Raw genomic sequence first — 15,472 nt, 5'->3', positions numbered from 1 at the left:
AAAATTAATGACCCTTTCTTTCCTCCAATACATGTTCTAGCACCGTCATTGTACTTACCAATTCTTGAATTGGAAATTCTTCAGACACGGCCGCTTGCAGCTGTTTGTAATAATCATACCATTCTTCAGATACAGACTGTTTATGCGCTAAAACGTACTGATTCACTAAATGGGTATAGTGTGAATGAAGAGCGGCTTCTTCTTTCGCAATGTAGTGATTAACATCCGGCTTAATACGTTCTAGTAAAGCAGCGTGAAGCTTTGCTTTCTCATTTTTTTCAAAAAAGCTTTTATTGTTTTTATACAGTGAAAGCTCTTTTTGATACGATTCATTCTCATCAAATTGATGACTTGTCACAACTTCACTGCCATTTGGAGGCTCTAACGAGTTCAACGTTGGAGTAAACGTCGGTTCATAGCGCTGTAGCTTTGTAATAATCATTCGATGCCAGTCTTCGATTAATTTTACGATGTATTTTTCGATTCGCAAAGTGGTCGCACGCACTTCTTGAGTTGCGTCGAAGGAAATAGACGTTAACAACTCCTGTAAACACAGGCGCAGCTGCTTTTGCTTTTCACCTCGATCATCCCTTAAGTTTGCTGGACTGAATGCTTCTTTAAAGAAATCATCGTACCTCACAAACAGACGTTTTTTTACATAAAATAAGAGCTCTTCTAATTCTCGGTCAAACTGCTGTTGTTCATATTCAAAATGAATTTCATGCAGTTTTGCTGCTACCTGCTCATTTTTTATGTGAAGAGATTGAATGTATCGCTTTTTATCCACTTCTGATTTTGTTTGCACCTGTTTCATTTCATTGGCAACTGCTAAAATTTGTTCGAAATCTGCATAAACACTTTGGATAGCAAGCTCTGGTAATTCATAATTTATGAAGCGGTAAAACGCATTTTTGAATGGCAGAAACATTTTATCCTCGTGGTTTTGCAAAGCCTGCAAGCTTGATACCGGGTATAAGCGCGGAAAGCGTATACCATACTGTTCAAGCTGCTCTTTTACGTACGTCTGAACTAACTGCAGCTCTGTATCCGAGCTGGCTAGGTCCGCTGCATTTACTAAGAAAAACATTTTATCAAGCGCAAATACATCTTTTACACGGCCAAGCTGAATAAGAAATTCGCGGTCAGCTTTTGAAAACGCATGATTATAATACGTTACAAATAAAATGGCATCTGCATTTTTGATATACTCAAACGCTACTCCCGTGTGTCTCGCATTGATTGAATCAGCTCCGGGTGTATCAACGAGCGTAATGCCTAAGCGAGTAAATTCACAGTCATAATACAGGTTAATAAATTGAACAAAACACGCTTTTTCTTCTTTGGCTACATAATCATGAAATTCTTCTGTATCCACTACTACTTCTAAACCGATATGCTGCTTGACTTCGGCGTAGCCTTTTTCTACTGCCTGTAAAAACGACAAATGCAGCTGCAGCTCTTCTGTTGCCTGCAGGGTTGGAATAATCGTTAGCGCTTCGTCAATTGATTCTACTTCATGATGAAACAGCTTAAGTGCACCATTTAAATCTTGGATCATCTGCTCGTTTGTTTTCATTTGCACAACAGCTGTTTTATGCGGCCGTTTTTCTGTTGGAGGCATAATTTTATTGATGGTTGCTGTTGTTGGGTTCGGAGATACAGGAAGTAATCTTTCTCCAATCAACGCATTAGCAAAAGATGACTTACCGGCACTGAATGCTCCGAATAAAGCTACGGTAAACGTTTGATTTGATAGCTTTTTACGCTTTTCTTGAAGCCTGTTAATAAAGCGGTCTAACTTTCCAAATGAACGGAGCTGTTCGAGAACAGCTGATACATCTTGAAGAACCTTTTCTGTTCCTGTTTCATGCACAGCTTCCTCAGGCTGTGAAACTAACTGCTGCTCACTCACAGCTTCATGCTTTTCTTCAGCTTTCATGATGCCCGTTTCATATTCTTCTTGTAACATATATGACAACTCGTTTGTATCTTCTGCCGTTAGGTTGTCATCAGTTTGCTGTAAAGATTGAAGCAAAGCTTTTGTACGTGCCAGTTTTGCTTTCATTTCCTGAAGAGATGTATACGCTTCTTCAAATGCCTCACATTCCTGCAAGTGTTGAGAAATGTTCTCACGCTTTACTTCATCTTGCTCGATTTTGCTCTGTTCGATTTGCGCATAAAGCTCGTATAATAATCGCGTGGCTTTTTTCTTAATATGATCGGCTACATCTTTTGCGTACGTTAAAACATAATCACCATTAATCGTAGCTCCTGCCTTTACCGTTTCAATTAAATCATGCGGTTCTAACGGGATTTCAAACTGCTGAACCTGGCGTATAAGATCCGGGTCGGTAAGATTTTGATTTTTCACCAGCTCTTGCACATATTGCTGCAAGTGCCACTGCAGCTGAGAAGCTGCTCGTTCTTTCATATCATCAAAAAATAACGTCAGCCGCTCTTTTTTTACTTCCTCGGTCTTTTTCTTAGCAAATAAAAGGCCTACTTTAAAATCAGGCTTTGTCGTTTCTAAAAACAGCCTAGCTTTTTCTCTCATTTCATATGGTGTTAAATTGGCGTTGCTTAGTATCTTATCTGTTTCTTGTTGGTACGTTTCTGCTAGCTGCTTTTCAGCACGCCTCATTTCAGCTTCTTTTTCGAGAAGCTGCTCTTTTTGCTGCTTATTCATTTCATGGTTCTCAAGCGTCAGCTGATGGCGCAGCTTGTCATGAATCGTTAACTTTTCTTCTTCTTGGTCTTCAATAAAGGCAAGGTGATCGTCAATTAACATTTGCATCGCATGTTGAATATGCTGATGTCGGTTTTCTTTTTCCGTCATCATAGCAAGTAATAGAGATTTTACGTACGAAAGATCATTATGACGGTTGGCTGGCTCTTTTAAGGACGTATAGAAGATTCCTTCTGGTCTCACATTCCACTTTAAAAATGACGTTTCTACAGATTCTTTAAATGCTTGAAATGTTAGCTGATCTTCTTGGTGTTTATCGATTTGATTTACAATTAAATAAAGCGTTTTATTAGCTTCTTGCAGCTGTTTTGCAAATTGAAGATTTAATTCTGCCTGCACATGATTATAATCCATCACGTAGAAAATAACGTCAGCTAAGTGAAGAGCTGACTCGGTCGATACACGATGCGCATCATCTGTTGAATCAATTCCCGGTGTGTCCATCACCACAACATTTTTAGGAATAGCATCTGTATCTATCGATAAATGAATGGACTCTACTTCATCTCCATCGACAGCAAACTGCTTAATTTGCTCATACTCATAAGGCGCTTCATAACGCACCGGCGGCTGTTTGCGGTAATAAACGGTTGCATGCTCATCCCCAGCTTTTACTGATACTAAGTTTGCGCTTGTTGGAATAGGACTTGCAGGCAAAATTGCTTGCCCCATTAATTCGTTAATCATGCTCGATTTTCCAGCCGAAAAATGTCCGCAAAATGCTACAACAAATTCGCCGTTCACCCACTTTTTTAACAGCTGTATTGCTTTTGCTGCCTGCTGTTCATCTCCAGCTGCTTGAAATTGCTTATGTAAATGAAAAAGAGATGCTTCCAATTGGAGATTTTCTTGATGTTTCACACTCACTTTACCCATTATTACTCTACCCCTTTTGCCTCATTCAAGACTGTATTTAAATGTTCTCTATCCAGCTTCATTTCTGCTTATTCTTTCTCTATTTTACTTGATTCACATGCGTTTTCCCATAAAAAACTGAATTTTTAGTTACAAAAACAATAAAAAAAGCTGTCAATAATTTGACAGCTTTGCATCGTACTTTTTATTCATCCCATGTATGTTACGCCTTTTGGGCTTTTTCAATATTTTTCATTACATACGTTGTGACGCCAACATATGTAGCAAGTGCTCCGATCACAAAAAGACTAACCATTACGTCCACCACCGTTTCTACTTGATGAAATTGATAATCTTTATCATTTGTTTTATCTTATCATGAAAGATAATCATTTTCAATTAGTTTTAAGATTTTTTTACAGGAAAGAAACGTCCCCTGTTTTGCATGACTTCGCCGTAATTTGTTTCATTCGTTAACGCTTGCTCTTCTAAGGGAATTCTGACGGCTAATATACACAAATTGAAAACAGAAAAAATAGCTAACGTCCAGTATGCCTGAAACATAAGCGGAACTAACACCAATTCTGCCGCTACTACTGTATAGTTAGGGTGCTTCATAAAACGATAAGGACCTCTTAGCACAACCTTCGCATTAGGCAAGACGATAATTTTTGTATTCCAATACTTTCCTAACGAAGAAATAGCCCATATTCTTGCAAGTTGAACAAGCACAAAAAAGCTAAACAACAAAAAAGAAAAGTGATACATTCCATCGTTTAACACATACACTTCCGTAAAAAGAGCAGCAAAAAAAGCGGCATGCATGCTTACCATCCATTTGTAGTGACTTTGACCAGCTTCGTATGCTCCCTGCTTCTTCATCCAAGCTTCATTTCTTTTGGCAATAACCAATTCACATAGACGCTGTAAGATAATAAATACAAAAAAGCTATAAAAAAACAATCGCTTTACCTCCACTCTAATAGAAGCATTTCAGAACTAAATCCAGGGCCAAGAGCTGTTAATAAACCGTATTCTTTACTCGAAATTTCTTTCTTCATAAAGCGGTCTAGCACATACAAAACGGTTGCCGAAGACATGTTTCCATGGTTTTTAAGTACATCTAGGGAATCAGCAATCATATTTTCGTTTAGCGATAGCGTTGATACATATGCTTCAAGCACTTTTTTCCCTCCAGGATGAGCAACAAAATGCTTCAAATCGCGACTGGTCAAATTCTGTGTTTGTAAAAATGACTCAACTTCTCCGCCTAACCACGAATCGATAATCGTGGGAATATCTTTTGAAAAGACAACAAATAGTCCATCATTTTTAATCTCCCATCCCATTACATCTTCTGAATTGGGCATGAGCGTCGATTGTGTATGTAAAATGTAAGGATAGCTTTTTTCAATGGCAAAAGTGGTATCAGCTTCGTCACCTGCGACTAAAGCAGCCGCTACTCCATCTGCAAATAAAGATGTACCGATTAAGTTGCTTTTTGAACGATCATTTCGCTGAAAAGTTAAACTGCAGAGCTCAATGGATAAAACAAGGACTTTGGCACGCGGAAAGGCTTTGCAATACTCATAAGCTCTTGAAAGCCCAGACGCTCCTCCAGCACACCCTAATCCCCAAATAGGAATTCTTTTTGTATGGTCTGAGAACGCAAGCTTATTCATAATTCGCGCTTCAATACTAGGCGTAGCTAAACCGCTTGTTGAAACATAAAAAATAGCCTCAATTTCTCCACACGGCAAAGGGGTACTTACATAGTTCTTATTTGTTAAGCAGTCTTCAATTGCTTTTGTACCTAATTCAACAGCAGATTCTATAAAAGCATCATTTTTTTCTTCGAATGTATGATCTTCTTGAAACCAAGATAAGTCTTTGGCAAAATTACGTTTCTCAATTTGGCCATTTTGAAAAACGGTCAGCAGACGATTAATATCTTTAAACGATTCGGAAAAAAGTTCTTTTGCAAATAGCAGCGTGTCTTGCTGAGTTAATTCATAAGGGGGAACTCCAAATCCAACTGAGATAATCTTTGGCATACACTTCACCTCTTTGATTGCGTTACATTTAACATTTGTAATAGCTGGGGATTTATTCAATTCTTTTTTAGTGGAATGGAGGCGAAACACAAAAAAACTTTCCTGTAACTCAGGAAAGTCTACGTTTTGAAGAAGTGTATGTTTGTTGTGCACTTTTATTATAGCGCAAATAATCTGAATGTACAGATACAATTTATGGATTGACGAAAATAAGTGCTTATTTTTTATGAAAAGAAAATGGACATATAGATTTCATCTACATATTCATTGTTGAAATAAGCTTGTTCTTTCATAACGCCTTCTTGTTCAAATCCTACCTTTTTATACAATTCGTATGCCACTTTATTCGAAGCAAACACAGTTAAAGAAAGTTTATGAAGATTATTTTCTTTGCACCAGTTTAGCGTATAATTCATAAATTGTTTTCCTATTCCCATTCCCTGTGCTTTTGAAATAAGCCATGTACGGAAGAGCCCCGTGTGGCGCTTCATTTTAATTTCGCCTCTAAGAACACGTGCAATTCCAAGCACTTCACCTTCGACCTCAGCTACAACGTACATGTGATTGTTCTTTTCTACTGATGCAATAAAATCTTGTTCTTCTTGGACGGTGCGCGGCTCATCTTTTTGAATAAATTCCCCAGCCTCAATAATTTCTCTTACCGCTGTTGTAATATGCTCCGCATCACTTGCCTGTGCGGGGCGAATAGTGACTTCACGTCCGTCTTTTGCTTTAAATTTCACTATGTTTTTCTCTGCTATAATCATCTATATCAACTCCTATATTTTTCACCATTCAGTACTACTATTTTGGTTCTAGCTTGCGTAATTTATCAGTGGTAAAGTTCTGCTTTTCATTTCATCTAACAAGCAATCATGTGCATTTGTTGTATTACCCACGCTTTAAACAAAGCTAAACCATTTTTGAAATATTTATTCTTGCACAGACATCCTAGAAATGCAATTAATTGCGTTAAAGAACTATTATTCCAAATTTTCTTTACAAAAGTTCATAAAAAAGAGGCTGGGACACAACGAAATCAATCCAACCTCAAGACGAACAACAAATGGGATTAATGAGCTGGACTGCTTGTGACACCGCTGTGGATCTCCTGCAAGGCTTCGATTTCCGCGGGAGTCTTCGCCTCGCCCTCCAATCAACAGCTAGAAGCAACGAAACACATGAAAGCGCTACGTCCATCTTAACAACAAAAAAATACGAACTAACAACCAATAATTTTGATTATTAGTTACTAGTTCGTATTTCACTTCGACTAAAATATTTTTGTCCCAGCCTCTACTTTTTATTATAGTCCCATTGAGATATATTTTACTTCTAAATAATCTTCAATGCCGTAATGACTTCCTTCACGTCCAAGACCACTTTCTTTAAAGCCACCGAATGGAGCTTGAGCTGCAGATGGAGAGCCATCATTTACTCCTACAATGCCGTATTCTAACTCTTCAGATACAAACGTTGCTTCTTTAATGTTTTCTGTAAATACGTAAGCGGCTAAACCATAAGGGCTATTGTTTGCTCGTTCTACGGCTTCTTCTACTGTTTTGAATGTTGCTACAGGTGCCAATGGTCCAAACGTTTCTTCAAACATGCAATTCATGTCATCAGTTACATTTATAATAATTGTCGGCTCCATAAAGAAACCGTTTTTAGTTGTTATAGCTTGTCCGCCAACCACAACTTTAGCTCCTTTACTTTTTGCATCCGCAATTTGTGCTTTTACTTTCTCAACCGCTTTGTCGTTAATTAACGGTCCAACTTGTGTACCTTCTTCTAATCCATTTCCTACTGTTAATTCCGCCGCTTTTGCTGCAAATTTTTCAACAAAAGCATCTGCAATGGATTCTTGTACATATACGCGGTTTGTGCAGATACACGTTTGACCTGCGTTGACAAACTTAGAAGCAATTACGCCGTTTACAGCAGCGTCTAAATCTGCATTTTCTGTTACGATAAACGGTGCATGACCGCCTAATTCCAGCGATAATTTTTTCACAGTATCCGCAGCACCGCGCATTAAATGTTTACCAACCGCTGTTGAACCAGTAAATGTTAATTTTCGGATGCGTCCGTCTTTTTGCCATGTGTCACCAATAGCTGCTGCATCTCCAGTAACAACATTAATCACACCTTTTGGAACTCCCGCTTCTTCTGCGAGCTCTACTAAACGAAATGCTGTAAATGGTGTTTCTTCAGATGGTTTTAAAACAATTGTACATCCTGCTGCAAGAGCTGGGGCCACTTTACGCGTAATCATTGCTGCAGGGAAGTTCCATGGTGTAATAGCTGCTACAACGCCAACAGGCTGTTTTTTAACCGTAATACGTTTATGCGTATGATGAGCTGGAATCGTTTCACCGTATACACGCTTTCCTTCTTCAGCAAACCAAGCAATATAATCATTGCCATACTGCACTTCACCTTTTGCTTCTGCAAATGGTTTGCCTTGTTCCGTTGTCATAATTTCTGCTAGTTCATCTTTATGATTTTCAATTAGTTGATGCCATCTCATTAAAATAGCACTGCGCTCTTGAGCGGTTCTTTTCGACCATGTTTTAAAAGCTGCAGCCGCTGCATCGGTTGCAGAAGCTGCTTCCTTTGCGCCTGCCTTTGGAATTTGTCCTATAACTTCTTTTGTTGCTGGATTAATCACATCAATTTTCTCTTCCGTTGTTGTCCATTCACCGTTAATATATAGTTTGTTTGGATACATCATTCATCCTCCTAGTTGTGTGAATTTCTTTGTGCTGTGTTAACTACACTATATACACTAGCATCTTCGTTGATTTATGAGAACTTCCCTTCTATACTATGGGTATAACAAAAGGTTATAGGTGATAAATATGAAAACAGAGTGGCTTGAGTCTTTTATTGAAACAGCCAAAACAAAAAGCTTAAGCAAAGCAAGCGAACAGCTGCATATGACGCAGCCTGCACTTAGTAAGCAAATGAGAAAACTAGAAGAAGATTTAGGAGTAACATTATTTATTCGCTCCGCTACAGGAGTAGAATTAACCTCAGCAGGTGAAATTCTTTTACAAGAAGGTGAATCCATACTATCAAGCGTTCATGCTCTTCAAAAAAAATTAGTATCTACGCAAGAAGCTTGTGATTTAACTATCGGAACGTGGCAGAGTATGGCTGCTTTTTACTTACCTTATCAACTGGCTTCTGCTAAAGACCACGATCGCCATATTGATATAAAAACCTCGCATCACTATTATGATTTGTTAGAGCAGTTAGAAAGCAATAAAATTGACGGGGCTTTATTTGATGATCGAGAGGTTCAACATACTTACTGGTCAAAACTATTGTTCAAAGAAGACTTTTATTTATTTGTGAATGATCAGCACCCGTTAGCCGAAAAAGAAAACGTATCATTTGAAGATTTCAAAGAAGAACCCATTGTAGTTCTCCCCCCAGGGTGCGATGTTCGGACACTAGTAGAAAAAGCGTACAATCGTCATAACTTAAAAATCCCCATTGCCAATGAAATTGAATTTGCTCAAAGTATTATGGGATTTATTTCAGCTAATTTAGGTATTTCAATTCTACCTGAAATTTTTATGCGCCATTTACAAAGCTCAAACATTAAAGCTTTACCCATTACAGACTTCAAATTCAAAAGAGAAATTTCATTAGTGGCAAAAAATCCTGATGTGGGAAAAATGCTTTATACACTGTTTTTCAAAACACGGTCTTAATAGGAAAGACGAACAAATTGGATAAATGATCTACTATGGATCGCTTGTTACACCGCCGTTGATTTCGGTGCAAGGCTCCGCTTTCCGCAGGAGTCTTCGCCTTGCCCTCCAATCAACAATAAGAAACAACTAAATAAATTAAACCTATGTTCCCCATGACAATGAGAAGATCCGAACGATTAATCGTTCGGATCTTCTCAACTAAAATACTTTTGTCCTAGCCTCTTTTTATTTCGATACTACTTCATTTGTTAACTTTGTTTCTGCAACTTGCGTACGTGGTGATTTCATCATATTAAAGACAATATTTAAAAAGATTGCTGTAAAACTCCCCATTACAATACCGCTTCCAGTAAGAACTTGAAGACTCTCTGGTAAGTTTTTGAAGAGTTCAGGTACAACTGTCACTCCTAGACCCATGCCAACCGAACATGCAATCACAAGAAGGTTTTCTTGTTTTGCTAAATCAACTTGACTAAGGATTTTAATACCTGAAGAGATTACCATTCCAAACATAGCTACCATTGCTCCTCCAAGTACAGAGCTCGGGATAACTGTCGTCACGGCTGCGATTTTAGGTAGAAAACCTAAAACGATTAAAATTCCACTCGCTGCAAATACAACATTTCTTGTGCGAACACCTGACAACTGTAAAAGTCCTACATTTTGAGAATACGCTGTATAAGGAAATGCGTTAAAAAATCCGCCTAATAAAATCGCCAATCCTTCTGCACGATAGCCTTTAGATAAATCTTTTTCATCCACTTCTTTTTTACAAATATCACTAACGGCAAAATAAACGCCTGTTGACTCGACAATGCCAACAAGTAAAACAAGGAACATTGTCAGAATGGCCATAATATTAAAAGTTGGCATCCCAAAGTACAGCACATGTGGCATATGAACCCACGCTTCTTCTTTTACGCCGGAAAAATCGACTTTTCCCATAAAAGACGCTGCAATTGTTCCAACAACTAATCCTAATAACACAGAGACAGAGCGCATAAATCCTTTTGTAAATCGATACAGAACAATAATTAATAGCAAAACGCCAAAACCTAAACCTAAATTGCTCAAGCTGCCAAAATCTTTACTTCCTTCTCCTCCGGCTAAATCTTTTATCGCTACAGGAATTAACGTAATTCCAATAATCGTTACAACCGAACCCGTAACTAAAGGAGGGAAAAACTTAACCAATTTACCTAAAAAAGCAGAAAGAAGGACAATGAGTAAACCAGCGACAATAATAGAACCATATATGGAGGAAACGCCGTAAGAACCTCCAATTGAAATCATAGGTCCTACGGCAGTAAACGTACACCCTAATACAACTGGAAGACCAATTCCAAAAAAACGATTTTTCCATACTTGCAGTAACGTTGCCACACCGCACATAAATAAGTCAATCGCCACTAAATACGTAAGCTGCTGCTGAGTCAAGCCGATGGCTCCTCCAACAATAAGCGGAACAACAATCGCACCTCCGTACATAGCTAAAACATGCTGTAAACCAAGTGAAAAGACTTTTCCTTTATTCATATTAAACCTCCACTGTTGGTTTATCTTCAACAAATGTCACTTTACCATTTGATAAAGACTGAATGCGTGCTAATGATTCTACTTTAACGCCTGATTTACGAATTTGTTTTCCTCCATCTTGGAACGCTTTTTCAATAACAATACCAATGCCACCTACTTTAGCACCTGCTTTTTGCACGATATCCATCAAGCCGAATGCAGCTTGACCGTTTGCTAAAAAGTCATCAATAATTAAAATCACGTCATCTTCTCGAATAAATTTATCAGCAACTGAAATTTCATTTTCTTCTTTTTTTGTAAATGAATATACTTTTGATGTAATGAGTCCGTCTTGAAGTGTTAAAGATTTTCTTTTTCTAGCAAACACCATCTCAACGTTTAGCTTCAATGCGGTCATAATCGCTGGAGCAATTCCTGATGATTCAATCGTTAAAATCTTCGTAATTCCTGCATTTCCAAAGCGCAAAGCAAATTCTTCTCCAATTTCTTTCATCAATACAGGATCCATTTGGTGGTTTAAAAATGTGTCTACTTTTAAAACCGTGTCCGATAATACGATACCATCTGTTAAAATTTTGTTTTGCAAAACTTGCATAGTTCGTTCCTCCAACGTTTGTATTAAAAAAGCTCAAAAACATAGCTGCACTCGTATATGAGTAGAGCAATGTCTTTGAGCTTTTACGCACAAAAGTGAAAAACAAACTTCATCGCTCACCCATAGTCAAACTATTTACGGTAGTTTGGTAGATACTTACGAGCCTTATTCTCGTCATTATATGAGTGCGTTATTGAGTTAATTGTATTATATCAGCAAATCTTTTATTTGAAAATATCTAAAAAAGATATTTTCGAACATTTACTTGCGATACAAAACATAATATTCGGTTATAGCACTTTTTATACGTGATAAATTTGTCGGTATTTCTCTTCTAGATATTGAATTAAATAATCTACATTTAATCCTTCGCCCGTCACATCGTTTAAAATTTTAAGAGGTTTTTTCATTTTTCCGTACTGGTGAATATGTTCTGTTAACCAATTTGTAATCGGCGAAATTTCTCCTTTTTCCAGGAGTTCATCATAATTAGGCAAGTCTTTTAACATGGTATGCTTAAGCTGCGCTGCGTACATATAGCCTAGAGCATAGGAAGGGAAGTACCCAAAGCTTCCTCCGGCCCAGTGTACGTCCTGAAGCACGCCTTCTCCATCGTGACTTGGACGAACCCCTAGATATTCTTCGTATTTCTCATTCCAAATTTCCGGTAAATCCTCAACTTTATACTCCCCGTTTATTAATCCTTTTTCAATTTCGTAACGAATCATAATATGAAGAGGATACGTTAACTCATCTGCTTCAATACGAATAAGCGACGGTTTTGCCTCATTTACTCCTCGGTAAAAATCTTCTAAACCTACATCGTCAAATTGTCCCGGCGCATGCTTTTTTAGTACGTCGTAATGATGCTGCCAAAATGCTTTATTTTTGCCGACAAACTGCTCAAAAAACAGCGACTGTGATTCATGAATTCCCATTGAAGTACCTTCACATAGAACCGTACCGACAAGATCCTTTGAAATATTCTGCTCATATAAAGCATGGCCGCATTCGTGAATCGTTCCAAAAATAGCCGTTCGGAAATCGTTTTCGGCATATTTAGTCGTGATGCGCACATCTCCCGGGTTTAAGCCAGTAGCAAAAGGATGGACTGTTTCATCAAGTCGCCCCGCTTCAAAATCATAGCCAAGTGCTTTTAACACGTCTAGACTAAATTGTTTTTGCGCTTCTTTTGGGAAAGTACGGAATAAAAATTCCGTCTTCGGCTTTGTATTTGACCCGGCGATTCGCTGAACAAGAGGCACAATATGCTCCCGTAGCTTTCCAAATACCTCGTCTAAGATTTCAACCGTCATCCCCGGTTCAAAAAGGTCCAATAAACGGTTATATTTATTTCCTTCATACCCCCAATACTCCACAAACTTCTGATTGAACGCTACAATTTTTTCAAGGTACGGTTGAAATAAAGCAAAATCTGCTTTTTCTTTTGCGTCTTCCCAAACCGACTCAGCTTTTGAAGTTAACGTAACGTATTCTTTATATTCATGCGAAGGAATCTTTTTATTTAAGTCATATTCTTTTTTACATTCTTCCACTGCTTTTTTCGTAATATCGTTTATGTAAGGCTGCGACTCAGGGTGCGTTAATTTCTCAATAAAACCTGCCATTTCATCAGAAACAGAAAGATTGAACGCTTCTGATGACATCATGCCAATAACTTCAGAACGTTGATCCGCCCCTTTTTTTGGAGCACCTGTCCTCAAATCCCAGTACATCACTCCGATTGCCTCGTGATAACTTTTGATTTTATTCATGTATTCATAAAATTGTTTCTCAATTTTATGTATGTCTTCTCTCATTGTTTTTCCTCCTTACTTTCCTTATTTCACCATAAATTATTTTATCATAATAGTAACGGTGTGTATATAACTGAATATTCAATCTATTATACATATAAAAAAGCGCGGTGGTAGCCGCGCTTTTTTATACGTTTTCTATTTTCGTTGGAACATTTTGTTCAATGATTGAACGCACCTTTGAATCTGTGCTTTTTGGCATAAAGATCGTGATTAGACCCTTATCGTTATGAGAGCGAATCAGTCTTCCAACTCCTTGCTTTAAGCGAAGAAGCATATACGGCATATCTGCATCCCAAAATGGATCGACTACTTGATTGCGCTTTGCTTCAAAGACCGGATCATTTGGCGGATACGGCAGAGACCAAATAATCACATTGGATAGCGAAGGTCCAGGAATATCCAACCCTTCCCACAAATGAACAGCGCATAAAATCGTTTCTTCTTCCCTTTGGAACTGAGATACTAATTTACTGATCTCTTGATCGCCTTCAAATAAAAATGTGTACTGATTTAACTCTTTGGAAACTTCTTTGAACATCTCTAGTTCTTCTTTGCTGTTAAACAATAAAAGTGCTCGTCCGTTCGTTTTTTCGAGCTGAGCAACAGCAAAGGCGAATTTTTCAGCAAATGCTTCTTCTTGATCATCCGAAACATTTTTTACCGCAATTTTCATTTGCTCATCATAATCAAATGGCGATTCAACGGAAAAAGAAAGCGGCTTTGCAATTCCTAAGCTATATGCTAAATAATCGAACGATTGGTTATCTGAAAGAGTGGCAGAAGTGAAAATATATGGTATTTTCTTCGCAAATACTCGTTCTTTTAAGACGTCTTTTACTGCTTGAGGCATAATAACCAACGTCAGCTGCCAGTTGTTTTCTTCCACCCAGTAGATGGCATTTTCGTTGTCCATAAATAAGCGCAGCGAATAATCAATTTGATCTAGGTACTCATCTACAATTCGCAGCGTATATTCGTCTACTGTATAGGTCTCACTCTCAAACACAAGCTCGTTTCCGATATGCTCAAGCAGCGATAAAAGTTCTTTTCCTACACTTTGTAATCCGTTTGTGCGGGCTACTTCTTTACGGCTAGAACCAACGATTTCTGTGCTTGCTTCACTTAAACGGTCAAAGAACATTGCATACACATCGATAGCGTGCTCGATCTTCACAGCAAATTCTTCTCGCACGTCATTTTCTAATAGACGCGTTAACAAGTTTTCTAACGTATCTTCTTGAATGCGATACGTTAAAGCCTTTTGTGCAGCAAATTCCAGCAGGTGACCTTCATCAAATACAACACAGCTGCTTTCAGGAAGAAGCGGAAGCTGTCCTTCACGCTTGCGGGCTTCATATGTCCAAATGTGCTCCATGTAAAAATCGTGAGAGCAAATAATTAAGTCATGTGCTTTTCTATAGTGCTCCCGTGAAAGCGTTAAGCCGCATCTATGACGCTGCTCACAGGAAGAGCAGTCTTGAAACGTATCCCAGTTAATTTGATTCCATTCCTCATCCGTTAAATGAGGATATTCTTTACGGTCTCCGTAGTGATAGAACGACTGCATACCGCTATGATCATGAACAAAATCAGGAAGCGTATCGTAAATTTCTTCAATGTTTTCATTATCTGTTCGTGCTGTCACAGCATCTAATTTCTTTAAACACAGATACTGATCTTGAGATTTTGCTAGGCGAACATCCATGTTAATATCTAAAATACCAGAGAGCTTGGCAATGTCTCCTTCGGCTTTTACTAACTGTTCAATTAATGTTTCATCCGCACAGGCAATAATAGCTGGCTTGCCAATATACCTTGCATAACAAATAGCATACAGTAAATACACAATGGTCTTTCCTGTTCCTACACCTGCTTCTGCAAAAATCACATTTTTTTCTTTAAAAGCTCGTTCGATTTGAAAAGCCATAAAAATTTGTTCGTCTCGAAGTTCTAACCCTGCATCTGGAAGATGATCATAAAAAACATCACCTATCCATTCATTTAATTTGTCAAAAAAGTTTTCATCCCGCTCAATTGTAAAAGGCAACCGCTCTCTCATCATCGATACTGACTCCTTTATTTATGTAAATATCTATCAATAAAAATTAGCTTCACTTCTTTTTATCTAGTAAATTTCTCAT

At 38.0% G+C, this 15,472-nt stretch carries 10 protein-coding genes and 1 riboswitch; of the genes, 1 reads left to right on the top strand and 9 read right to left on the bottom strand.

Features of this window, described 5'->3' with window-relative positions:
- Window positions 1-4 precede the first annotated feature (4 nt).
- The 5 genes from LIS78_RS07355 to LIS78_RS07335 form a co-directional block, all read right to left on the bottom strand.
- Window positions 5-3,622, bottom strand: a complete 3,618-nt coding sequence (locus tag LIS78_RS07355) for a dynamin family protein (RefSeq protein WP_252284890.1) — start codon at window positions 3,620-3,622, stop codon at window positions 5-7.
- Between the two features lie 384 nt (window positions 3,623-4,006).
- Window positions 4,007-4,564 (bottom strand): isoprenylcysteine carboxyl methyltransferase family protein, encoded by a 558-nt coding sequence (locus LIS78_RS07350; RefSeq protein WP_013082378.1) that lies wholly within the window; start codon window positions 4,562-4,564, stop codon window positions 4,007-4,009.
- Between the two features lie 5 nt (window positions 4,565-4,569).
- Window positions 4,570-5,655, bottom strand: a complete 1,086-nt coding sequence (locus LIS78_RS07345) for a type III polyketide synthase (protein WP_252284889.1) — start codon at window positions 5,653-5,655, stop codon at window positions 4,570-4,572.
- A gap of 224 nt (window positions 5,656-5,879) precedes the next feature.
- Window positions 5,880-6,422, bottom strand: a complete 543-nt coding sequence (locus LIS78_RS07340; RefSeq protein WP_252284888.1) for a GNAT family N-acetyltransferase — start codon at window positions 6,420-6,422, stop codon at window positions 5,880-5,882.
- Between the two features lie 539 nt (window positions 6,423-6,961).
- Window positions 6,962-8,386, bottom strand: coding sequence for an NAD-dependent succinate-semialdehyde dehydrogenase (locus LIS78_RS07335; protein ID WP_209151269.1), 1,425 nt, complete (start codon window positions 8,384-8,386; stop codon window positions 6,962-6,964).
- A 130-nt stretch (window positions 8,387-8,516) separates the two neighbouring features.
- Between LIS78_RS07335 and LIS78_RS07330 the strand changes: the two genes are divergently transcribed.
- Window positions 8,517-9,377, top strand: a complete 861-nt coding sequence (locus tag LIS78_RS07330; protein WP_209151268.1) for a LysR family transcriptional regulator — start codon at window positions 8,517-8,519, stop codon at window positions 9,375-9,377.
- Window positions 9,378-9,605: 228 nt separating this feature from the next.
- Here LIS78_RS07330 and LIS78_RS07325 read toward each other — a convergent pair whose 3' ends face one another.
- From LIS78_RS07325 to LIS78_RS07310, 4 genes are all read right to left on the bottom strand, one after another.
- Complete coding sequence (locus LIS78_RS07325; RefSeq protein WP_013082372.1) at window positions 9,606-10,916, bottom strand: nucleobase:cation symporter-2 family protein; 1,311 nt, start codon at window positions 10,914-10,916, stop codon at window positions 9,606-9,608.
- Window position 10,917: 1 nt separating this feature from the next.
- A complete protein-coding gene (locus tag LIS78_RS07320; RefSeq protein WP_209151266.1) occupies window positions 10,918-11,511 on the bottom strand; it encodes a xanthine phosphoribosyltransferase in 594 nt (197 codons plus the stop codon).
- A 103-nt stretch (window positions 11,512-11,614) separates the two neighbouring features.
- Window positions 11,615-11,716, bottom strand: a riboswitch (purine riboswitch).
- A 97-nt stretch (window positions 11,717-11,813) separates the two neighbouring features.
- Window positions 11,814-13,331 (bottom strand): carboxypeptidase M32, encoded by a 1,518-nt coding sequence (locus LIS78_RS07315; protein WP_252284887.1) that lies wholly within the window; start codon window positions 13,329-13,331, stop codon window positions 11,814-11,816.
- Window positions 13,332-13,455: 124 nt separating this feature from the next.
- The gene (locus LIS78_RS07310; RefSeq protein ID WP_013056155.1) at window positions 13,456-15,393 is read right to left on the bottom strand and encodes an ATP-dependent DNA helicase; all 1,938 of its coding nucleotides are present in this window, start codon (window positions 15,391-15,393) and stop codon (window positions 13,456-13,458) included.
- Window positions 15,394-15,472 lie beyond the last annotated feature (79 nt).

This window comes from Priestia megaterium, from assembly GCF_023824195.1.
Taxonomy (GTDB): Bacteria; Bacillota; Bacilli; order Bacillales; family Bacillaceae_H; genus Priestia; species Priestia megaterium_D.
The sequence above is the reverse complement of the archived record's forward strand: the minus strand, read 5'-3'. Positions and strand labels throughout refer to the sequence as shown.